18 protein-coding genes are annotated in these 22,623 nt (G+C 64.3%); 6 read left to right on the top strand and 12 right to left on the bottom strand.

Annotated features, from left to right (window positions below; all coding sequences use genetic code 11):
- Positions 1 to 257: 257 nt before the first annotated feature.
- Positions 258 to 6,677 carry a DUF5801 repeats-in-toxin domain-containing protein gene (locus tag ABNP31_RS05655; protein ID WP_433916054.1) on the top strand — a complete coding sequence of 2,140 codons (6,420 nt, stop codon included), beginning with the start codon at positions 258 to 260 and terminating at the stop codon, positions 6,675 to 6,677.
- 277 nt (positions 6,678 to 6,954) lie between these two features.
- Here ABNP31_RS05655 and ABNP31_RS05650 read toward each other — a convergent pair whose 3' ends face one another.
- A complete protein-coding gene (locus ABNP31_RS05650) occupies positions 6,955 to 7,671 on the bottom strand; it encodes a response regulator transcription factor (RefSeq protein ID WP_350013403.1) in 717 nt (238 codons plus the stop codon).
- 431 nt (positions 7,672 to 8,102) lie between these two features.
- Between ABNP31_RS05650 and ABNP31_RS05645 the strand changes: the two genes are divergently transcribed.
- Positions 8,103 to 8,744 (top strand): TetR/AcrR family transcriptional regulator, encoded by a 642-nt coding sequence (locus ABNP31_RS05645; protein WP_025337952.1) that lies wholly within the window; start codon positions 8,103 to 8,105, stop codon positions 8,742 to 8,744.
- Positions 8,745 to 8,873: 129 nt separating this feature from the next.
- Here the strand turns inward: ABNP31_RS05645 and ABNP31_RS05640 are convergent, their stop codons facing one another.
- Entirely contained in the window at positions 8,874 to 9,650 is a 777-nt protein-coding gene (locus tag ABNP31_RS05640) for a class I SAM-dependent methyltransferase (RefSeq protein WP_025337951.1), read from the bottom strand.
- Between the two features lie 103 nt (positions 9,651 to 9,753).
- Here ABNP31_RS05640 and ABNP31_RS05635 point away from each other — a divergent pair, with 103 nt between their 5' ends.
- Complete coding sequence (locus tag ABNP31_RS05635) at positions 9,754 to 10,374, top strand: hypothetical protein (protein ID WP_025337950.1); 621 nt, start codon at positions 9,754 to 9,756, stop codon at positions 10,372 to 10,374.
- A 12-nt stretch (positions 10,375 to 10,386) separates the two neighbouring features.
- Here the strand turns inward: ABNP31_RS05635 and ABNP31_RS05630 are convergent, their stop codons facing one another.
- The 7 genes from ABNP31_RS05630 to ppc form a co-directional block, all read right to left on the bottom strand.
- Positions 10,387 to 11,076 (bottom strand): extensin-like domain-containing protein, encoded by a 690-nt coding sequence (locus ABNP31_RS05630; RefSeq protein ID WP_350013081.1) that lies wholly within the window; start codon positions 11,074 to 11,076, stop codon positions 10,387 to 10,389.
- On the bottom strand, positions 11,076 to 11,906 hold the full coding sequence (locus ABNP31_RS05625) for an isocitrate lyase/PEP mutase family protein (protein ID WP_085664581.1): 831 nt from the start codon (positions 11,904 to 11,906) through the stop codon (positions 11,076 to 11,078). Before ABNP31_RS05625 ends, ABNP31_RS05630 begins: the two co-directional genes overlap by 1 nt.
- 28 nt (positions 11,907 to 11,934) lie before the next feature.
- A complete protein-coding gene (locus tag ABNP31_RS05620; protein ID WP_350013080.1) occupies positions 11,935 to 12,804 on the bottom strand; it encodes a DUF72 domain-containing protein in 870 nt (289 codons plus the stop codon).
- Between the two features lie 3 nt (positions 12,805 to 12,807).
- Positions 12,808 to 13,098 (bottom strand): hypothetical protein, encoded by a 291-nt coding sequence (locus tag ABNP31_RS05615; RefSeq protein ID WP_025337946.1) that lies wholly within the window; start codon positions 13,096 to 13,098, stop codon positions 12,808 to 12,810.
- A gap of 131 nt (positions 13,099 to 13,229) precedes the next feature.
- Positions 13,230 to 13,904, bottom strand: a complete 675-nt coding sequence (tsaB, locus tag ABNP31_RS05610; protein ID WP_350013079.1) for a tRNA (adenosine(37)-N6)-threonylcarbamoyltransferase complex dimerization subunit type 1 TsaB — start codon at positions 13,902 to 13,904, stop codon at positions 13,230 to 13,232.
- 304 nt (positions 13,905 to 14,208) lie between these two features.
- Positions 14,209 to 14,859, bottom strand: a complete 651-nt coding sequence (adk, locus tag ABNP31_RS05605; protein WP_003259830.1) for an adenylate kinase — start codon at positions 14,857 to 14,859, stop codon at positions 14,209 to 14,211.
- A gap of 257 nt (positions 14,860 to 15,116) precedes the next feature.
- Positions 15,117 to 17,744, bottom strand: a complete 2,628-nt coding sequence (ppc, locus tag ABNP31_RS05600; RefSeq protein WP_085664578.1) for a phosphoenolpyruvate carboxylase — start codon at positions 17,742 to 17,744, stop codon at positions 15,117 to 15,119.
- 283 nt (positions 17,745 to 18,027) lie between these two features.
- On the opposite strand from ppc, the gene ABNP31_RS05595 reads away from it, so the two are divergent.
- The 3 genes from ABNP31_RS05595 to ABNP31_RS05585 all read left to right on the top strand — a co-directional run bounded on the left by ABNP31_RS05595 (position 18,028) and on the right by ABNP31_RS05585 (position 19,903).
- On the top strand, positions 18,028 to 18,372 hold the full coding sequence (locus ABNP31_RS05595; RefSeq protein WP_013971223.1) for a type 1 pili tip component: 345 nt from the start codon (positions 18,028 to 18,030) through the stop codon (positions 18,370 to 18,372).
- A gap of 275 nt (positions 18,373 to 18,647) precedes the next feature.
- Positions 18,648 to 19,061, top strand: coding sequence for a DUF4398 domain-containing protein (locus ABNP31_RS05590; protein WP_003258911.1), 414 nt, complete (start codon positions 18,648 to 18,650; stop codon positions 19,059 to 19,061).
- A 50-nt stretch (positions 19,062 to 19,111) separates the two neighbouring features.
- Positions 19,112 to 19,903, top strand: a complete 792-nt coding sequence (locus ABNP31_RS05585; RefSeq protein WP_350013078.1) for an OmpA family protein — start codon at positions 19,112 to 19,114, stop codon at positions 19,901 to 19,903.
- A 161-nt stretch (positions 19,904 to 20,064) separates the two neighbouring features.
- Here ABNP31_RS05585 and ABNP31_RS05580 read toward each other — a convergent pair whose 3' ends face one another.
- The 3 genes from ABNP31_RS05580 to ABNP31_RS05570 are packed head-to-tail and all read right to left on the bottom strand — an operon-like array spanning position 20,065 to position 22,560.
- Positions 20,065 to 20,391 (bottom strand): hypothetical protein, encoded by a 327-nt coding sequence (locus ABNP31_RS05580; protein WP_003252219.1) that lies wholly within the window; start codon positions 20,389 to 20,391, stop codon positions 20,065 to 20,067.
- Positions 20,388 to 21,311 (bottom strand): alpha/beta hydrolase, encoded by a 924-nt coding sequence (locus ABNP31_RS05575; protein WP_085664577.1) that lies wholly within the window; start codon positions 21,309 to 21,311, stop codon positions 20,388 to 20,390. The genes ABNP31_RS05580 and ABNP31_RS05575 overlap by 4 nt, the downstream gene beginning before the upstream one ends.
- Complete coding sequence (locus tag ABNP31_RS05570; protein WP_085618263.1) at positions 21,283 to 22,560, bottom strand: flavohemoglobin expression-modulating QEGLA motif protein; 1,278 nt, start codon at positions 22,558 to 22,560, stop codon at positions 21,283 to 21,285. The genes ABNP31_RS05575 and ABNP31_RS05570 overlap by 29 nt, the downstream gene beginning before the upstream one ends.
- Between the last annotated feature and the right edge of the window lie 63 nt (positions 22,561 to 22,623).

The raw sequence follows: 22,623 nt of genomic DNA, 5'->3' as shown, positions 1-22,623 counted from the left end.
AATATTTGTACTGGAGAGTATATTAAGTCAGGCAACCGATGCCGGGAAGAGGCTGCAGCCGAATACGGCAGGCGCGCGTTGAACAGCATGCGACCGTGCGTCTTCGGCCTCCCGGCGCCAGTGCCATGTAGTCCGATACTCCCACCCCGCCTAGGAGTATCAGCCGATGCGCGGCTCATGGCGCTTCGCCATAGTTGAGGCCTGTAATCGGGGCCTGCGATCTGGCCTCGACAACCGGCAGTGCCTGGGAGAGAGCCATGACTATTCGCAAGAAGAACGCCTCGCCGACGGACAAACACAGCAGCCCCTCCGGCGACGACCTACCCCCCATCTCCTCACCAACCGTTACCACCGACCTGAACGACTATAGCCCTGGCAGCACTGCAACCATCACGGCCAGCGGCTTTGCCGCGGGCAGCACGGTCGCATTCGAGGTGGACCATGTCACGGACGCCGGTGCGGACAAGCTGTGGGGCACCCCCGACGATGTGCTTGCCACCAGCTCCGGCGAAGGTCACACCCCCTGGTACGTGACCGACGGCGGCGCTGACGATCTCGACGGCCAGGTCAACGGCAGCATCACCACCTCGTGGTACGTCAACCCCGACGACTCGGCGGGCGCCACCTTCCTGCTCAGCGCGACCGCCGCGGGTGCCGACCGAGTGTTCGGCAGCGCTGACGATGTGATGGCCACGGCCTCGTTCACAGACAGCGCGCCGATCATCACCGCGACCGGTGTGAGCGTGACGCTGGACGAAACGGCCGCGTTGCAGAACGGCACAGCCACACCAACCCCGGCCTCGGATGCCGACGACAACGACATCCTGGTGGCATCCCTGCCCTCCGCCTTCTCGACCCGCTTGACCACACTGGGGGCCGGTACCCCGGCAGGTGCCGCCTTGAGCGGCTATACCGGCGCCGTCGGCAACACCGGGAGCAATGCGTTCAGCATCACCCCGGTACCGGGAGGCAGCATCACCGACATCAGCTTCACCGACAGCCTTGGCGCGCCTCTCAATGGCTTGGACAGCGGGCTGGATACCCTCAATGGCGTCGACATCCTGCTCTACACCGATACCAACAACAACATCGTGCTGGGCCGCGCTGGCGGGCCGACAGGCGCGATCATCTTCGCGGGCTATATCGAAGAAACCGGATCGCCCGTCAGCGGCGGCAAGATCTGGACGGTGGAATACCAGCCGCTGAAGCACCCGAACACGGGCAACCCTGACGATGCCGTCAATCTGCTGAACAAGGTGTTCATCGGCACCAGCCAGGATTTGGCATTCAGCCTGGCCAACGCACCCTCCGGCCAGAACCTGTTCCTGATGTTCACCACCGCGAACCCGACCGTCGTCAATGATGGCGGCATCCTGCGCATCACCGACCCGACGATCATCGCCACCGGCAAGGACCCGGCCGACCAGTCGAGCGGTGCCAACATCACCACGGGCGATACGATCAATACCAGCCAGGCGGGCGGCCCGACCACCTTCGGCACCAACAACCAGATGATCGTGGAACAGGAAGGTGTCCGTTTTACCTTCGTCACCGGTGCCCGGCAGAATGTGACCATTCCCAACCTGGACCAGAACGAAGCGGATATCGAAGCTAACGTCGACTTCACCGCCGTGTTCAATGCAAGGTCGGCCACGTTCGATGTCGTGCAGTTGCAAAGCGGCAAGAGCGCCGTGGTCAGGATCAGCGCCTTCAGCACCGCCGCTGAACCTGGCGTGAATTTCGTCAATGGCTACGCCAACGATGCCACGGTGGCGATCACCAACGTTCGCGTCATCAATATCGCCACTGGCCAGGTGATCGAGAACTCAAACGGGTCGGTGAATGACCCGAGCATCGTCATCAGCTTTGCTTCCGGCGTCGCCACCCTCACCGGCATCAAAGCCGGCCAGAAGATCGAGTACACCACCACACAGGATCACAACCGCGTACTCGTCGAGAATGGGGCCGCCGTCGACGCCAAAGGCAATGAACATGCCGACTTCGATATCGGCGGTTTCATGCTACGCCAGGTTTCTACCGCAACCGCCGAAATCGGCTCCAAAATGAGCTTCGAGGACGACGGCCCCAGTATCAGCACCACGGGTACGGAACCGGTCCTGACTGTCGATGAAACAATCCTGGCGACCGACGCCACGCAGAGCTTCGCCGCCAACTTCACCTCGGCCTTCGGCGCCGATGGTGCCGGTACGCTCACCTACGCCCTGGGCGTGGTGGCGGGTGCCTCCGGCCTGACCGACACGGCCACCGGCGAGGCAGTCAACCTGTCGCTCAACGGCACCGTGGTGGAAGGCCGCACGGCCACCACCAACCTCCTCGTGTTCACCGTCAGCGTCGCCAGCAACGGTTCCGTTACCCTCGACCAGCTTCGCGCCATCGTGCATCCCGACACCACCAACCCCGATGACTCGAAGACCCTGACCGCCGACAACCTGGTGACCTTGACCGCCACCAAGACCGACAAGGATGGCGACAGCGCCCAGGCTACCCTGAACATCGGCCAGAACCTGGTGTTCAAGGATGACGGCCCAAGCATCAGCACCACCGGCACGGAACCAGTCCTGACCGTCGATGAAACGGACCTGACGACCAACGCCACGCAAAGCTTCGCCGCCAACTTCACCTCGGCCTTCGGCGCCGATGGTGCCGGTACGCTCACCTACGCCCTGGGCGTGGTGGCGGGCGCCTCCGGCCTGACCGACACGGCCACCGGCGAGGCAGTCAACCTGTCGCTCAACGGCACCGTGGTTGAAGGCCGCACGGCCACCACCAACCTCCTCGTGTTCACCGTCAGCGTCGCCAGCAATGGTTCCGTTACCCTCGACCAGCTTCGCGCCATCGTGCACCCCGACACCAGCAACCCCGATGACTCGAAGACCCTGACCGCCGACAACCTGGTGACCTTGACCGCCACCAAGACCGACAAGGACGGCGACAGCGCCCAGGCCACACTCAACATCGGCCAGAACCTGGTATTCAAGGATGACGGCCCGAGCATCAGTACCACCGGCACGGAACCGGTCCTCACCGTCGATGAAACGGACCTGACGACCAACGCCACGCAAAGCTTCGCCGCCAACTTCACCTCGGCCTTCGGTGCCGATGGTGCCGGTACGCTCACCTACGCCCTGGGCGTGGTGGCGGGTGCCTCCGGCCTGACCGACACGGCCACCGGCGAGGCAGTCAACCTGTCGCTCAACGGCACCGTGGTGGAAGGCCGCACGGCCACCACCAACCTCCTGGTGTTCACCGTCAGCGTCGCCAGCAACGGCGAGGTCACCCTCGACCAGCTCCGCGCCATCGTGCATCCCGACACCAGCAACCCCGATGACTCGAAGACCCTGACCGCCGACAACCTGGTGACCTTGACCGCCACCAAGACCGACAAGGATGGCGACAGCGCCCAGGCTACCCTGAACATCGGCCAGAACCTGGTGTTCAAGGATGACGGCCCAAGCATCAACACCACCGGCACGGAACCGGTCCTGACCGTCGATGAAACGGACCTGACGACCAACGCCACGCAAAGCTTCGCCGCCAACTTCACCTCGGCCTTCGGCGCCGATGGCGCCGGTACGCTCACCTACGCCCTGGGCGTGGTGGCAGGCGCCTCCGGCCTGACCGACACGGCCACCGGCGAGGCAGTCAACCTGTCGCTCAACGGCACCGTGGTTGAAGGCCGCACGGCCACCACCAACCTCCTGGTGTTCACCGTCAGCGTCGCCAGCAACGGCGAGGTCACCCTCGACCAGCTCCGCGCCATCGTGCATCCCGACACCAGCAACCCCGATGACTCGAAGACCCTGACCGCCGACAACCTGGTGACCTTGACCGCGACCAAGACCGACAAGGACGGCGACAGCGCCCAGGCCACCCTCAACATCGGCCAGAACCTGGTATTCAAGGATGACGGCCCGAGCATCAGTACCACCGGCACGGAACCGGTCCTGACCGTCGATGAAACGGACCTGACGACCAACGCCACGCAAAGCTTCGCCGCCAACTTCACCTCGGCCTTCGGCGCCGACGGCGCCGGTACGCTCACCTACGCCCTGGGCGTGGTGGCGGGTGCCTCCGGCCTGACCGACACGGCCACCGGCGAGGCAGTCAACCTGTCGCTCAACGGCACCGTGGTTGAAGGCCGCACGGCCACCACCAACCTCCTGGCGTTCACCGTCAGCGTCGCCAGCAACGGCGAGGTCACCCTCGACCAGCTTCGCGCCATCGTGCATCCCGACACCAGCAACCCCGATGACTCGAAGACCCTGACCGCCGACAACCTGGTGACCTTGACCGCCACCAAGACCGACAAGGACGGCGACAGCGCCCAGGCCACCCTCAACATCGGCCAGAACCTGGTATTCAAGGATGACGGCCCGAGCATCAGTACCACCGGCACGGAACCGGTCCTGACCGTCGATGAAACGGACCTGACGACCAACGCCACGCAAAGCTTCGCCGCCAACTTCACCTCGGCCTTCGGCGCCGATGGTGCCGGTACGCTCACCTACGCCCTGGGCGTGGTGGCGGGTGCCTCCGGCCTGACCGACACGGCAACCGGCGAGGCAGTCAACCTGTCGCTCAACGGCACCGTGGTGGAAGGCCGCACGGCCACCACCAACCTCCTGGTGTTCACCGTCAGCGTCGCCAGCAACGGCGAGGTCACCCTCGACCAGCTCCGCGCCATCGTGCATCCCGACACCAGCAACCCCGATGACTCGAAGACCCTGACCGCCGACAACCTGGTGACCTTGACCGCCACCAAGACCGACAAGGACGGCGACAGCGCCCAGGCCACCCTCAACATCGGCCAGAACCTGGTGTTCAAGGATGACGGCCCGAGCATCAGCACCACCGGCACGGAACCGGTCCTCACCGTCGATGAAACGGACCTGACGACCAATGCCACGCAAAGCTTCGCCGCCAACTTCACCTCGGCCTTCGGCGCCGATGGTGCCGGTACGCTCACCTACGCCCTGGGCGTGGTGGCAGGCGCCTCCGGCCTGATCGACACGGCCACCGGCTCGGCAGTCAACCTGTCGCTCAATGGCACCGTGGTGGAAGGCCGCACGGCCGTCGGCAACCTCCTGGTGTTCACCGTCAGCGTCGCCAGCAACGGTTCCGTTACCCTCGACCAGCTTCGCGCCATCGTGCACCCCGACGCCAGCAACCCCGATGATTCGAAGACCCTGACCGCCGACAACCTGGTGACCTTGACCGCGACCAAGACCGACAAGGACGGCGACAGCGCCCAGGCCACCCTGAACATCGGGCAGAACCTGGTGTTCCACGATGATGGACCAACACTTGCCTTCGGCAACCTGATCGGAACCGGGAGTATCCTGCCGCAATATGGGTTCTGGAACAGTACGATCGGCGCCGACGGCCTGGGAGCGGCCGGTCTGGACATTTCGCTGGTGGGTGGCCAGTTCACGCTGGTCAGGCCAGACAACACCACCACGACCGGCACCGGCACACTCACCGAGACGTCGCCTTCGCCCGACGCCAATGGTGCGTTCCACTTCACCGGCACCTTGACCGGGGACTTCGACAATAACGCCACAACGGCAAACACCACGATCGACTACACGCTGACGGCCTTTGCCAATGGCAGCTATACACTGGACCTGGTGCAAGGCTTCCGTTCGGTCACCACGCTCAGCAGTGCAGACGGCTCGCTCGATGCCGGCGGCCCGGACCCTGTGCGCACCTTGCTGATCCCTGAAACGAATGACCCGACCATTCCATCGGCATCCGAGGAGATCGTGTTCTTCTCCGCCAAAGCACTCGCCTCGACGGCAGATATCTTCACCGGCATAGGCCTCGGGGCCCCCGACCCGACCGAAGCCTCGCTACAGACCAATCCCCTGCCGTCGTACATCGACCCTGCGGCCATGAACGTCAGCACGTCCGGTATCGGCGTCGCCAACAACCTGCTCCAGGGCGACAACCTGGCAGCGATCAGCGCCGCCGATGAGAGCTTCGTGATCAACCCTGAGACGCTGTTGACGGGCATGAAGATCTTCATCGACAACTCCGTAGCGGGCTACAACACCGCGACCGAGGACCTGTACTACCGGATCTACTACGCGGATGGGACGACGTCGAACCTGACCGAGGTGAATACCCTGACACCAGAGGCTGGCGGTCAGGTGTCCTTCCTGGTCCAGAAGGAAGGCTCGGCGCTGATCGATGCTGTTCAACTGACGATGGGGCGAGGCGACATCAAGATCCCGGTGATCGAGTTCATCAAGGAAACCGAGAACCTGGCCAGCGACGTCAAATTGCAGTTCAGTGCGACGCTGACGGACAAAGATGGCGACTCCGCGAGTAGCGCGTTCGACGCCAACCTGTTCGCCAACGAACCGGACAACGCACCGTTCGACTTCACCCTGGTTGGCACGACCGGCCAGCGCGATGCCTTCAACGTCGACCTGTCGACCGATGAGCTCCTCTACCAGGTCAGCGGGTTCGATGCCGGCGCGGGGCAACGAGACACGCTGGTGCTCAATGGCGATCCAAATGCCGTCGTCCAGTCGATCGACAACACTGGCGCAGACAGTATCGTGACCATTGCCGAATCCGGCGGGCAGACGACGACCATCACCCTGGTCGGGGTCGATATCGTCAACAACGACATCTTCAATGGCAGCGCCTGAAACATTGCGTGCGTGAAAACCTGCGAGGGTGGCTGGAAACCACCCTCGCAGCGTAATGCCAGTCAGTTAAGCGATTTGGGGCCGCTTTGCGGCCCATCGCGGGCTTGCCCGCTCCCACAAGACCTCAAGATTTTCGCGGTCCCTGTGGGAGCTCGGCTTGCCGGCAATGGGCTGCGCAGCAGCCCCAATGACGCTAACTGACTGGCATTACCCTTGCAGTGTGTTCTTTTGCAGGATACGACAAGCTTCGCCCCCAAAGGCCCTGGCCACTGGGTATTCAGTCCATCTCCCCCCATGTGGACGCAGGCGGCTCTTCGCCACCGGTGAGTCCGTGCCGCACCGCATACATCAGCAAGTCGATGCGGTTGGTGAGGTTGAGCTTCTGATAGATGCTGCTGAGGTGATTGTGCACGGTGTGCTCGCTGATACCCAGGCGCCCGGCGATGCACAGGTACTTGGCGGACGGGTCACCAACGATGGCGCGGACGAGTTCGCGCTCGCGCAACGTCAGCCGTGCATGTTTCGCCTGCGCCGGATTGCACCTGAACGGTATATGCCTGGCCGAGGCATAACCGGAAAGCCCACTGACCCAGGCTCTGTCCAGCCCGATGTCGCAATGGTGGACTTTGATGATGGCCTGGATAATCGACTCCGTTGAGTCCTCCGCCAGCACGATGCCACGTGCGCCCGCCTCGATGGCCTGGGCAACGGGGACAGTCTCGTACACCCCCTTGAGCACCAGCACTTTGATGTCGCCAGCGCGCGCAAGCCCGGCAACCACCTCGAGCGGGTTCAGCGCATCTGGAAAAAAGCTGAAGAAAATGACATCGGGCCGCAACTGATCGGCAAGATCCAGCGCATGGGTATAGGTGGTGGCCTGGCCACTCACCTCCATATGGGGTTTTCTGGCATTTATCAGATCTTGAAGCCCCAGGAGCATCAGAGGCCGACAATCGATCAGCATCACGCGTATCATTTTTTTATGGTCCGGCATCATCTTCCTGCCTCCCATGAAAAACGCTCCATGTCCTCCACTTGTCAGCCTTCTTTCACAGGCCCTTCAGCGGAGTCTAGGCCAGCGTGCGTACTGACAGGCCCTTGCACTGTAAGGCAGTGCCTCGAGGCCCATGTGGATCGGCGACTCACTTACCGCGCCCCAGGCCTGAAAATCAAGGACTTAGACTTGTCGCCCACTCCCCTTGGGCGCATTTCTGCACCAGACGAAAAGTCAATTAAACGACGAATGGCGAGAACTTACGCACGCTAAAATGATCTCGTCAATTTGTCGACATGCGTTGGGCTTTGTTGCGCTCAATCTCGTAGCTCATCACTATCGATCAGCTTTTCGCTGACAAACAGCAGGTTTTGCCCGCAGGCTTTAGCCGGATGGCGCCTGACCCGTTAAGATGGTGTTTCTTCAACCAGATGCAGACCACAATGTCCAACGACGCCCCCATCGGCCCGGGCCGGCCCAAGGATCTGGCCAAACGCGAGGCGATTCTCGAAGCAGCCAAGGCCCTGTTCCTCAGCCTTGGCTACGCCAACACCAGCATGGATGCAGTCGCTGCGGCGGCAGGTGTTTCAAAGCTCACCGTATACAGCCACTTCACCGACAAGCAGACGCTGTTCTGCTCGGCGGTAATGGCAACCTGCCAGATCCAGTTGCCCGACCTGCTGTTCGAGTACCCCGAAGGGGCACCGGTGGAAGAGGTGCTGCTGACCATTGCCCGTGGCTTCCAGGCGCTGATCAGCAGCGATGAAGCGGTCAAGCTCAGCCGCCTGATCATGGCCCAGGGCAGCCTGGACCCGAGCTTTGGCGAGTACTTCTACGAAGCCGGGCCCAAGCGCGTGCTGGCGGGGATGGAAGCTTTGCTGCGCGGGGCGCACGAGCGCGGGCTGCTGCGCATCGACAACCCGCTGCGTGCGGCGGAGCACTTCTTCTGCCTGGTCAAGGGCGCACCGGATTACCGGTTGCTGCTTGGGTGCGCGGGGCCGCTGGAGGGGGATGAGGCCGAGGCGCATGTGCGCGAGGTGGTAGGTGTGTTCCTGCGGGCATTCCAGCCCTGAGATCAGGCTGTCTGTGCGGGCCTCTTCGCGGGTAAACCCGCTCCCACAGGGTCGATGTGATCTTGAAGTTTGTACAGCACCTGTGGGAGCGGGTTTACCCGCGAAGAGGCCCGAACAGGCATAGCCAAATCAGGCCTTCAGCGCCTTCTTCGGGTAAATGTCATACCGGCTCGACTTGCCCTCCAGGCTGTGGCTCGGCTTCGGCCCGTCGATGATCGGCGCCTTGCGCGGCCGCTTCACCACCACCCGGTGGCTGGCCAGCGCCAGGGCAGCTTCGAGCAGGGCCGGGGCATCCAGGTCATCACCGACCAAGGGCCGGAACACACGCATTTCCTTCTTCACCAGCGCACTCTTGTCCCGGTGCGGGAACATCGGGTCGAGGTAGATCACCTGTGGCGCCTCGCCTTCCCAGGCGCGCATGCGCTCGATGGCGTTGCCGGTCAGCAGGCGCATGCGCCCCACGATCGGCCCCACCTCTTCATCCGACCGCGCCCGCGCCAGGCCATCCTCCAGCAATGCGGCAATCAGCGGCTGGCGTTCGATCAGGGTCATCTGGCAGCCCAGGCTGGCCAGCACGAACGCATCCTTGCCCAGCCCGGCAGTGGCATCCAGCACCTGCGGACGCACGCCTTGGGCAATGCCCACCGCCTTGGCGATCATTTGCCCGTTGCCACCACCGAACATGCGCCGGTGCGCGGCCTGGCCTTCGACAAAGTCGACCCGCACCGGCCCCGGGGCCTGCGGGCCCAATTGCTGGATCTGCAAGCCATCAACGCCCACCTGCACGGCAAACCCGGCAGCATCGTCCTGCAGCGGCAACTCAAGGCGCTGTGCCCACGCAGCAGCTTGCGCCTCGAATTCAGCCGACAGCGCCTCGACCCGGATACCTGTGCCCTGCTCTTCCATCATTCACACCTAGAAATTGAACCCAGCCGTTAATGTATCGGCTACTTCGGCCGATACAGGCAATATCCCGCTATTCTGCCAGAGCACAACGCGCGCGACTGCCATGTCAGATACTCTTCCCATCGGCTTGACCTACCTGTCGCCTGTCGGCAACTACAGTCAGCACAACACCCAGGCACTCGGGGGCGTCAGCCACCTGTGGCAGGATTTTTTTGCCCGGGCCATGGCCGAGCAGCAGGAAGAGCCGGTAGACAGCGTCAGCCAGTCGTTCGTGCAATACGACCAGAGCAGCGGCGAGCCGATCGGCGGCGCCCGTGCGCTGGCCCTGATCGACGCCCAGCGTGCCTGCCCGGTACACGACACCGAGGTGGCACCGCCCGAGCCACTGTTCCTGCCCAAAGCAGAACTCGAAGCCAACCTGCTGCCGCCCGCCCCCGAGCCGTTCAGCGCAGTCGAGTTGATCGAGCAGCAGCGCCAGCTCGACATCAGCAACAGCTGGCTACGCCCGGTGGTGATGAGCCAAGGTCACCCGATTGCCGAACCCGGCCCCGGTCCTACCCCACGCTCGCTGTTCCTGCCGATCGCCGAGTTCGAGACCAACCTGCTGGACCCGGCGCCCGAACCGTTCGATGACGCCACCCTGGCCAAGCAGCAGACCGACCTGGAGTTCGACATCCACTGGGCACGCCCGGTGGTGCTGAACAACGTGCGCGCCCACGCCTGATCGGGCCCACGCTCAACGACAGATCTGCCAGCGGCCCATGTCGACATGAAAGTGGTTGTGGTGTGCAGCGTTGTAGTCCGGCCCCAGTACCGTGCTGAAGCTGTCACAGGCCGCCTGCTGCACCTCGCGAAGGAATTCCGCTTTCTGCCCGCCCGCCTGCCAGTCCCGCGCAAGAACGATGCGCTGGCCGTCCCGCAGGCGAAAGCCACTGATGTCCAAGGCATCGGCCGTGGCGTGCTGGCTCAGCCGGCCCTGCTTGCGGTGATAGACATTACGGCAGGCAAAACTGCCCAGGTGGTCGACCTGAGCCACCGGCTGCCCCAACACCCGTTGCGCCACAGGCTGCAGGCCATGGTTTTCGAACAGTGCATACGCCACTGCCAACGGACAACTGGCCAGGAAGCTGCCGCCGAGCCGCGCCTGACCACCGTCGATACGCCATACGTTCCGCAATGGGCAGTCGGCAGCAGCCGAACTGTCGGCTTGTGCCCGGTAGCGCAGCTGGCTGGTTTGAAGTGCCAGGCGACACAGCGTCGGGTCATCACGAAGGCGGGACAGCTTGTAGGGGGTCAGCAGGTTGGGGGGCTGACGCACGTCCAGCGGCGCCCACGGGTTCCACGCGGCGGGCAGCCGCCAACCCAGGTGCCAGGCCAGCCCCGCAAGCACCGACAGGCCGGCCAGCAACGCCAGCACGGCCTTCATCAACGGCGGAACAGGTCGTTGAGTTGGGCGAACGGCAGCGCCTGCTCACCGTAGCCGAAGGTGCCCTCATCGCGAATCTCCAGCGCGGCCCGGTGGAAGGCCCCCAACGCGGCACGGGCAAGCGACGAGCCGACGCTGATGCGGCGTACACCCAGGTCCTGCAACTGGTTGACGCTCAGCGGCACGCCCGCCATGCCCATCAGCACATTCACCGGCCGCGGCGCGACGGCCTGCACCACCGCGCGGATTTCCTCGACAGTACGCAGCCCGGGCGCATAAAGCACATCAGCCCCAGCCTCGGCATAGGCCTGCAGGCGCAGGATGGTGTCGTCCAGGTCCATGCGCCCGTGCAGCAGGTTCTCTGCCCGGGCGCACAGGGTGAACGGGAACGGCAGGCTGCGTGCGGCCTGCACGGCTGCGCGCACACGCTCTACTGCCAGCCCGAAATCATAGATCGGCGTATCGCTGTGACCACTGGCATCCTCGATAGAGCCACCCACCAAGCCGACTTCGGCGGCCCGCAGAATGGTCTGGGCGCAATCTTCGGGCAGGTCGCCAAAGCCGTTCTCCAGGTCAGCGGCCACCGGCAAGGGGGTAGCGTCGACAATCTCGCCAGCATTATCGAGGGTATCGTCCAGGCTCAAGGCGCCTTCGGCGTCCGGACGGCCCAGGCTGAAAGCCAGGCCGGCACTGGTGGTGGCCAGCGCCTCGAAGCCCAGGCTGGCCAGCAACTTGGCCGAGCCAGCATCCCACGGGTTGGGGATGACGAAGGCGCTGTCACGCTCGTGCAGGGTCTTGAAGGCTTCGGCTCGCAGGGTTTGCACATCCATGGTTCAACCTCCGGCAGTCAGGGAAAGGTCAGAGTAGCCCCAGTTGTTCGACCTCGGGGGTGCGCGGCAATTCCGGCAACGCGGCAAGGCCCGGCAGGCGCTGCATCAGGCGTTGGTGAAAGCGCTGGGCCAATGCCGCTGCCAGGCGGTTGTCCGAGGTGTGCAGGAAGATGTAGGGGTTGCGGCCTTCCTTGATCCAGGCGGCGACCTTGTCCACCCAGGGGGTAAGAAAGGCCTCGTTGGCCTCCAGCTGCGGGTGGCCGATGAAGCGCACCTGCGGGTGCTGGCTGAAGGCTGCCGGGCGTGGCGGTACCTTGGGCTTCTTCGCCTGCGCATGCAGCACGGCGGGGTCACGGGAGGTGCAGCTGAACAAGGCACGCGGGTCGAGGCAGATACGCTCCACGCCACGCTCATGCAGCAGGCGGTTGAGCAACCGCTCTTCTTCACCCTTGGCGAAGAAGGCCTGGTTGCGCACCTCCACGGCCACCGGCACTCCGACTTCGTCAAGGAAGTGGCAAAGCTCGCCCAGCCGTGCGGGGCTGAACTGGGCCGGCAACTGCAGCCAGTACGGCGCTACGCGCTGGCCCAGCGGGGCCATCAGGCGGGTGAAGTCAAAGGCCGGTTCCAGCTGATCGCGCAGGTCGCCTTCATGGCTGATGTCCCGGGGGAACTTGGCAGTGAAGCGGAAGTGTTCGGGCATGATCTGCGCCCAGCGCGCAATGGTGCCGGGTGCGGGGCGTGCGTAGAAAGTGGTATTGCCCTCGACGGCGTTGAACACCTGGCTGTAGTAGCCGAGCATTTCACTGCTGTTGGCGTCGGCGGGATACAGGTAGTCGCGCCAGGCGTTTTCGCTCCATGACGGGCAACCGAGAAAATAAGGCAGTGCTGATGGACTCATCCACTAAATGTACAGGTCGAGCCCCAGTACTTCCATGTCCCAGTCGGTGAAACCGGCGGTGCTCAGGTAGCTGGCCAATGCGGTAGCGGTGCGGCGGTCACGGGCGCGGGGGAAGATCATGTCCTGCTGGCGGGCTGGCAGGCCACCGCTGCGACGGCGGGCGGTGGCTTCCTGAGGGGCGGTTTCGACCTCCTCGATCACCTCGGCATCATCGATGGCCTCGTCACGCACCGCTGCCTTGCGTGGGGTGCGCTTGATCGGGTAGGACTGCGATGAGAAACCGTCGATACGCATGGCATGAGCACTCAGAACCAATGATGGCAATTTAGCAGCATCAGGGTTCCATCGCTAATGCTCGAGTGATAACTGGACCACAGATCGCGCAAAAGGTTTTAGTGTCATCGGCGATAACCGACGAACAACACTCAGCGCTTCTTGGGTGTCGCTACATTATCGCGCAGGTAGACCGGTTGTGCCTGTTCGGCAACGATCGCCTCGCCGCGTGCCCAGGCAAAGCTGGCCAGGCTGAGGATGTCCAGGGCGTTGGGCAAGGCACTGGCATTGCTGGCTGCCACCTGCACCGCCAGGCGCTCGGCATAGCCCCAACCGGTACCGGCACCGAACCACTCGCCAGCGCTGCCCGCCGGCAGCGCCACCTGCTCGGGCGGCAGCACTGCCTCCTGGCCGACCAGGCGCATTTCGCCTTCGGTGGCCTGGTAGCAGCCCCAATACACTTCATCCATGCGCGCATCGATGGCGGCCGCCACTTGCTGCACGCCGTGCTCGCGCAGCGCGCCCTGGGCCAGTGCGGCCAGGTTGGACACCGGCAAAACCGGGCGCTCCAGGGCGAAGGCCAGGCCCTGGACCACACCGATGGCAATGCGCACGCCGGTGAACGCGCCCGGGCCACGGCCAAAGGCGATGGCATCCAGCGCATTCAGCGCCACGCCGGACTCGGCAAGCAGCTGCTTGATCATCGGCAGCAGCTTCTGGGCATGCATGCGCGGGATCACCTCGTAATGGCTGGTTACCTTGCCGTCATGCAGCAGTGCGACGGAACAGGCTTCGGTGGCGGTATCCAGGGCCAGGAGGGTGGTCATCGAACGGGTATCCAGGTACTAGGGGGAAAAGAGCGGCAGTATAGAGCAGCGGCGGCGTTGTGTCCCGAAGGGGCAGCTGTACGGCCATTGCCCGCTCGGCTGGCGCGGTCCCTGTAGGAGCGGCCTTGTGTCGCGATGGGCCGCAAAGCGGCCCCTGCAATTTTTGCGGCGAAGCTGAGTTTTGGGGCCGCTGCGCGCCCCATCGCGACACAAGGCCGCTCCTACAGGGATCGCATGTGGCAACAGGGCCACAAACGACAACGGCCCGCAAGCGGGCCGTTGTCGAGGTGCGTCGGGCGCTGGATCAGCTCAGGGCTGCCAGGACCTTGGCGGTGATGGCTTCGACCGAGCCGACGCCTTCGATGTGGCTGTACTTCGGCTTGCCGGCATTGGCGGCGGACAGCTTCTGGTAGAAGTCCACCAGTGGCTTGGTCTGGCTGTGGTAGACCGACAGGCGATGGCGAACGGTCTCTTCCTTGTCGTCATCACGCTGGATCAGGTCTTCACCCGTCTCGTCGTCCTTGCCTTCCACTTTCGGCGGGTTGTACTGAATGTGGTAGGTGCGGCCCGAGGCCAGGTGCACGCGGCGGCCAGCCATGCGGCCGACGATTTCCTCGTCGTCCACGGCGATTTCCACGACGGCGTCGATGTCGACACCGGCAGCGACCATGGCTTCGGCTTGCGGGATGGTACGTGGGAAGCCGTCGAACAGGCAGCCCTTGGCGCAATCAGGCTGGGCGATGCGCTCCTTGACCAGGCTGATGATCAACTCGTCGGAGACCAGCTGGCCGGCATCCATGACTTTCTTCAGCTCCAGGCCCAGCGGGGTACCGGCCTTGACGGCGGCACGCAGCATGTCACCGGTGGAAATCTGGGGGATACCGAACTTTTCGGTGATGAACTTTGCCTGAGTACCTTTACCGGCCCCGGGAGCTCCCAGCAGAATTACGCGCATCTCGTGCTCCTCAAATTTTTTTATGAAATTCAATGGATTCGGCGACCAGGGCCAAGTCCGGAAAATCGGGTATGACCATAAATCGGTCAGAAGGCTGCTCAAGATACACAGCGCCCGGCAGCCAGACAAGCGTCCCAAAGTTGCAGGAATGCGCCACCTACGGCTGGCCTGGCAGGCGGTTGCGCCCGGCGCAACCACCCTCTTCGCCCACTTGCATCCCCCGCACGGCACCTGCCCTGTGCGCCCCGGGCCTACCCTCAGCCGGTGTTGCGCAGGCCGGCTGCAATACCCGCCACGGTCACCAGCAAGGCCTGCTCCAACGGGCTGTCCAGAGCGGCTTCGCGGCTGCGCGAGCGGGCCAGCAACTCGGCCTGCAGGCGGTGCAACGGGTCCAGGTAGGTATTGCGCAGGCTGATGAATTCCAGCGTCTCGGGGCTGTGCGCCAGCAGCACCGGCTGCCCGGTAAGGCCCAGTACCACCTGGCACGACTGCGACAATAGGTCGCGCAGGTGCGCACCCAAAGGCAGCAGGTGCGGTTGCACTAGACGTTCGTCGTAGGCCTCGGCGATCTGCGCATCGGCCTTGGCCAGCACCATCTCGAGCATGTCGATGCGGGTGCGGAAGAACGGCCATTGCTCGCGCATCTGCGCCAGCAGTTCACCCTGGCCACGGGCCAGGGCATTGTTCAATGCCGTTTCCCAGCCAAGCCAGGCCGGCAGCATCAGGCGGGTCTGGGTCCAGCCGAAGATCCAGGGGATGGCCCGCAGGCTTTCGATGCCACCGGCGCGACGCTTGGCCGGGCGGCTGCCCAGCGGCAGGCGCCCAAGTTCCTGCTCCGGGGTGGACTGGCGGAAGTACTCGACAAAATCGGGGTTCTCCCGCACCACGCCGCGGTAGGCCTTGACGCCATCAGCGGCCAGTTGGTCCATCACCTCCCGCCAGGCCGGCTGCGGTGGGGGCGGTGGCAACAAGGTGGCTTCGAGCACGGCGGCCAGGTACAGGTTCAGGTTCTGCTCGGCGATGCCCGGCAAGCCGAACTTGAAGCGGATCATCTCGCCCTGCTCGGTGGTACGGAAGCGCCCCGCCACCGAACCCGGTGGCTGCGACAGGATCGCCGCGTGGGCCGGGCCGCCGCCGCGGCCTACCGTGCCGCCACGGCCGTGGAACAGCAGCAACTCGACCTGGTGCTCGGCGCAGATACGCACCAGGTTTTCCTGGGCCCGGTACTGCGCCCAGGCTGCAGCCGTGGTACCAGCGTCCTTGGCCGAGTCGGAATAGCCGATCATCACTTCCTGCGGGCCGCGCAGGTTGGCGCGGTAGCCTGGCAGGCCGAGCAGGCGCTGCATCACCGGGCCGGCATTGTCGAGGTCGGCCAAGGTCTCGAACAGCGGCACCACGCGCATTGGCCGAGTCAGGCCGGCCTCCTTCAGCAGCAGCTGCACCGCCAGCACATCCGAGGCAGCACCGGCCATGGAGATGACGTAAGAGCCCAGCGAGGCGGCTGGTGCAGCGGCAATTTCCCGGCAGGTGGCCAGCACCTCGGCGGTATCGGCCTGCGGCTTGAAGTGCGCGGGCAGCAGTGGCCGGCGGTTTTTCAGCTCGGCCTGGAGGAACTCGATGCGCTGCTCTTCATCCCAGTCGGCATAGCGCCCCAGGCCCAGGTAGTCGGTAATCTCGCTCAACGCATCACGGTGGCGGGCGGCGTCCTGGCGCACGTCCAGGCGCCCCAGGAACAGGCCGAAGGTCACGGCGCGGCGCAGGCAGTCGAGCAACGGGCCTTCGGCGATCACACCCATGCCGCAGGCGTGCAGGGACTGGTAGCACAGCTCCAGCGGCGCGATCAGGTCGCGGTTGTCGACCAGCACCTCGGCGCTGGCCGGCTGGCTGCTGGTCAATGCCGAATGCGCCCAGGCGCGCGTCGCCCGCAGGCGATCGCGCAGTTGCTTGAGCAGGGAGCGGTAGGGTTCGGCGCTATCGCCGACCCGCTCACGCAGGGCATCGTCGGCCTGCTGCATGGACAACTCGGACGCCAGCGCATCGATGTCGCGCAGGAACAGGTCGGCAGCCATCCAGCGCGCCAGCAGCAGGACTTCGCGGGTGACCGCTGCGGTCACGTTGGGGTTGCCATCACGGTCACCGCCCATCCACGAGGCGAAGCGGATCGGCGCCGCCTCCAGCGGCAGGCGCAGGCCGGTAGCCTCCAGCAGGGCCTTGTCGACCTTGCGCAAGTGGCTGGGGATGGCGTGCCACAGCGAATGCTCGATCACCGCAAAGCCCCACTTGGCTTCGTCCACCGGCGTCGGTCGGGTGCGGCGGATTTCTTCGGTGTGCCAGGCCTCGGCGATCAGCCGGCGCAGGCGCTCGCGCACCTGCTGGCGTTCGGCCGGGGTCAGGTCGCGGTGGTCCTGGGCAGCCAGTTGGCCGGCGATGGCGTCGTACTTCTGGATCAGGGTGCGGCGGGCCACTTCGGTGGGGTGCGCAGTGAGCACCAGCTGGATGTCGAGCTTGGCCAATTGCCGGGCCAGGGCATCATTGCTGTGCCCGGCCTGCTTCAGGCGCGCCAGCAGCTCGGGCAGCACCCGGGCCTCGAACGGCTCGGGCTGGTCGGCGTCGCGGCGGCGGATCAACTGGTACTGCTCGGCCATGTTGGCCAGGTTGAGGAACTGGTTGAAGGCCCTGGCCACGGGCAGCAAGTCTTCATCGGCCAGATCCGCCAGGGTCGAGCTCAGTTGCTCGCCGGCAACGCGACGGTCGGCCTTGGCACTGTGGCGGATGTCCTCGATCTTCTGCAGGAACGCCTCGCCATGCTGCTGGCGAATGGTATCGCCGAGCAGCTCACCCAACACATGGACATCTTCACGCAAACGCACATCGATATCGGTCATTGGCCCTCTCTCCGGCGCGGCTCTGGCGCATTGCATCCCTTTTTCAGCCTTTACGCGATCCCCTGTGGGAGCGGGTTCACCCGCGAAGCATCCAGCGCGGTGCCTGGCACCGGCTGCGCCGGTGTTCGCGGGTGAACCCGCTCCCACAGGGGGGCGCGGTATTCGCCCCAAGAGTGCCCACAGCCAGGCACCGATGGCAAGCCGTGATCGGCCAAAGCAAACTAAAGTGAAAGCACGACACTCCCATGCATTGCAGCCCTTTCAGGCGTCAACAGAGGTCAGCATGAAAATCCGTGAACTCGCCCAGCACTGGGAACAGAATGCCGCCGGTACCCTCAGCCCCACGGGCCATGTCCTGCATCTGGACCTTGAGTCCGAAGCGCGCCTGGCCGCGCTGATCGACATGTACCCCAAGCGCACCGCCGAGGAACTGCTCGGTGAGCTGGTCGCGGCAGCCCTCGAGGAACTGGAAGCCAGCTTCCCCTATGTGCAAGGCCGCCAGGTCATTGCCACCGACGAGGAAGGCGACCCGCTGTACGAGGACATCGGTCCTACTCCGCGCTTTCTGTCACTTTCGCGACAGCATCTGCACGCCCTGAGCAACCCAGCAGCCGACAGCGAGAAGTAACCCGCCGCCCCCGCTCCGGGCCTGGCAAAGGCCCGAAATACCGCTACGCCCCGCGAAAGTTCCGGGCGAATCGCACTGACCGATTAGTCAGAAATAGTTATCCGCTCAGGATGATTTTTTCTGAACTATTCGAAAAACGCGCCAGTCACAGCCAATAGCCATCACGCTAAAACCCTGCACACCTGCCGTTGTGCACCGTTGAGCTGAAGCGCGTGCACGTGTCAGGGAACGAGCGATGGACTGCTACGGACAACGTCGTAAACAGGAGTGATCCAATGGAACTGACCACCAAGAACACCCGCATCTATAAACCCTCATCCACTCATGTGCGCGGGTTCAAGCTGGCAGCGCTGGCCCTGGGCAGCAGCCTGGTCCTGGCCGGCTGTGCGGGCAACCCGCCTACCGAGCAGTATGCAGTCACCCAGTCCGCCGTGAACTCCGCCGTCAGCGCTGGCGGCACCGAGTTCGCCGCCGTGGAAATGAAAGCGGCACAGGACAAGTTCAAGCAGGCCGAGATCGCCATGCATGACAAGAAGTACGACGACGCCAGGCGCCTGGCCGAACAGGCCGAGTGGGACGCCCGCCTCGCCGAACGCAAGGCCCAGGCGGCCAAGGCCCAGAAGGCCGTGCAGGATGCCCGCCAGGGCGTTCAGGACGTACGTGAGGAAGGCCTGCGCAGCGCTCAGTGAGCCCTGCCCCGCCCACCTCGGCCTTCGCACACGATCAAAGGATGAACACTATGCGCAACTACGTCATGATTCCCGCCCTGCTGGCCCTGAGCGTCGGCCTTGCTGCCTGCTCGCACGACCCTAACGCCAACCTCGAATCGGCCCGCACCAACTTCTCCTCGCTGCAGAGCGACCCGCAATCGAGCAAGGTTGCCGCGCTGGAGACCAAGGACGCTCAGGACTGGCTGAACAAGGCCGACAAGGCCTACATGGACCGTGAAGACGAGAAGAAGGTCGACCAGTTGGCCTACCTGACCAACCAGCGCGTCGAAGTGGCCAAGCAGACCATCGCCCTGCGCACTGCCGAAGGCGAACTGAAGAACGCCTCGGCCCAGCGCGCCCAGGCCAAGCTGGACGCCCGCGACGCACAGATCGCCAAGTTGCAGGACAGCCTCAACGCCAAGCAGACCGACCGCGGCACGCTGGTCACCTTCGGTGACGTGCTGTTCGACTTCAACAAGGCCGAACTCAAGAGCAACGCCTACCCGAACGTCACCAAGCTGGCGCAGTTCCTCCAGGAAAACCCGGAACGCAAGGTGATCGTCGAGGGTTACACCGACAGCGTCGGCTCGGCCAACTACAACCAGGGCCTGTCGGAGCGCCGCGCCAACAGCGTGCGCATGGCACTGGTACGTGCCGGCGTCGACCCGGCGCGCATCGTCGCCCAGGGCTATGGCAAGGAGTACCCGGTAGCGGACAACTCGAGCAATTCGGGACGTGCGCAGAACCGTCGAGTGGAGGTGACCATCTCCAACGACAACCAGCCTGTGGCGCCGCGCTCGGTGAGCCAGCTACAGCAGTAAGGCTGGCTAGCTGAACTGACAAGCCCCGCGATCGAAGCGGGGCTTTCTTTTGCCTGTTCCGACCCTTTCGCGGCTAAAGCCGCTCCCACAGGGACTGGCGCGGTCCCTGTGGGAGCGGCTTTAGCCGCGAAAGGGTCGGAACAGGCAGCAGAGATAATGGCTCACTGCACCTGCTGCGGGGTTTCCTCGCCCATGCAACGCACCGCGCGCTTGCGGTTGTCCACCAGCACCCCGGTCAGGCCTTTCTGCTGGGTGTCGAACAGCACCAGCACGCCATCGACGCACTGGGCCACTTGTGGCGCCGGGTCCAGCGAGACCTTGTAGTCCTCGCCGGGGATGGTCTTGAGCATGGTGAAGTCCTGCAGCAACAGGGCATCCTCGGGCTTGGCGAAATGCAGGTAACCGTAGTACCACAAGGCCCCCACCGTCACGATGATGCTGCCGACACCGGTCAGGATCAGCGGGATGGCGTTGCGTTCTTCACTCATTGCTTGTTCTTCTCGTCAGGGTAATTGGGTACTTCGGCCAGCCGCCGCAGGCCGTTGAAATGGCTGGGGTCGTCGAGGAAACGCAACATCACCTGGCGCCAGGTCGGGTCGGCGAAGGTCTGCACGTGGCCACCACGGGTCAGTTGCAGCACCCGTGGCGCTGGCGCGTGCTGGTACAGGCGGATGCCGTTGTCCATCGGCACCAGGGTGTCGTCGATGCTGTGGAAGAACAGCTTGGGCGGGCTGCTCAGCTGCTCGATCGAGCGGATCGCGCTGTCACCGTCCGGCACCAGCCACGACAGCGGCACCTGCAGCGGCCAGGTCATCCACGAGGTGCTGAGGGCAAAGCGTCCGACCGCACGGTAACTGGCCGGCACACCGTCGAACACCAGGGCACTGAAACGCTGGCGCTGCTCCGGGTGGGCCGCCAGGTAGTGAATGGCCATGGCCCCGCCAAGGCTCTGCCCCAGCAGTACCAGTGGCTTGCCCTTGACCTCGGGAGCCTGCTCCAGCCAGGCCATGGCCGCGGCGATGTCCTCGTACACCTCGGGCAGGCTCGGCTCGCCCTGGGACAGGCCATAGCCGCGGTAATCGATCATCAACACCTGGTAGCCCTGCTCCGGCAGCCAGTAGCTGCCGCCCAGGTGCCCAGGCAGGTTGCCGCCATTGCCATGCAGGTGCAGCACCGTGCCCTTGACCTCGACCCCCGCCTTGGCCGGCAACCACCAGCCGTGCAGGCGGATGCCATCAGCAGTGGTCAAGGTGACATCGCGGTACTCGAGCCTGGCCCGCTCGGGCGTGAACGGCTGGCCGCGCTCGGGATAGAACAGCAGGCTGCTGCAACCGCCCAGGCCCAGCAGGATCAAACCCAGGGCCAGCAGGCGGCAGCACTCAGAGAATGTTCGCGTAATCGGCTTCAATGCGGTCCAGGCTCAGGTGGTTGAGGAAGTTGGAGAAGCACATCCAGGCCGACAGCGCGTTGAGGTCGCGGAACTGCTCGGGCAGGTACTTGGGCGGCTCGACCAGGCCTTCCTCGACCAGCTGTCGCAGGGTACGCATGTCTTCCAGGGTGGTCTTGCCACAGAACAGCAACGGGATCTGTTCGAGCTTGCCCTTCTTCACGGCCAACTGAATGTAGTTGTAAACCATGATGAAGCCTTTGAGGTAGGACAAGTCCTTGGTAAATGGCAGGCCATTGGGCACCGACCCACGGAACACCCGACTGGCGTTGCTGTAGCTCTGCGCCATCTCGAACCCCTGCTCGCGGAAGAAGTTGTAGATCTGCATGAAATCGGCACCCTCCTCGACCATGTGGATGGCGCGGGTCCGATTGGTGAGCTTGCGCAGGCGGCTGGGGTAGGAGGCGAAGGCGATCACCTCCATGAGGATGGCCAGGCCTTCCTGGGTCACCGTCGACGAGGGCGGGCCCTTGGCCAGGAAGGTACAGATCGGCTGGTTCAGGCCGTTGAGCGTGGTGCCGACATGCACCAGCCCTTCGTGCACCTCCAGGGCGCGCACGTCACGGGCATTGAACATGGCGTCGGCACGCACCTTGATGTAGTCGGCCCCGGCCGCGGCATCGGCGACGATGCCGTCGGACTCGAACACACGGATGGTCCCCTCGGCCTCGCCGAACACCTTGTTCAGCCGGTGCTGGAGGATTTCCACGGCCTCCTTGGCAGTGAGGTTCTTCGGTTCGTCCTTGAGGTCGCCACGGCCATCGATGTTGTTCAGGTAGTCCGACAGCATCAGGCCGAGGTCGGCCAAGGTCGGATCACCAGCGTGGAAGGCATCCGAGGCGGCGCCGTACAGTTCCTGGGAGATCAGCCCGAAATCCTCGGTGCCACGCGCTTCGAGCATGCGCACCACCATGCGGTATTCGCGGCACATGCGCTTCATGATCTGCCCGACCGGGTTGAACTGGCCGAGCTGGCGAATGATGTCGCGCTCGATGCCCTGGAACTCGGCCTTGACCGCGCTGGAGTCGAACGCCAGCGGGCGCGACTGGTAGTAGGCACGGTCGACGGCCGGCGGCTCCTTGCCCTTGGCCTTGAGGAAACCCTGGCGGATGTTGTCGTCCCACTTCACCGCGTCCAGAACCCGGATCGGGGTCTGTGCCGCAACGATGCGGTCGGACAGGGCACGGATGGTTTGCTGGTATTCGTCCACCGGGGACTCCTTTCTAGTACAGGAAACCTGTACCGGCCTCTTCGCGGCTAAAGCCGCTCCCAC

The organism is Pseudomonas asiatica, assembly GCF_040214835.1.
GTDB lineage: Bacteria > Pseudomonadota > Gammaproteobacteria > Pseudomonadales > Pseudomonadaceae > Aquipseudomonas > Aquipseudomonas putida_Z.
This window is presented reverse-complemented; position numbering and strand designations above follow the sequence as displayed.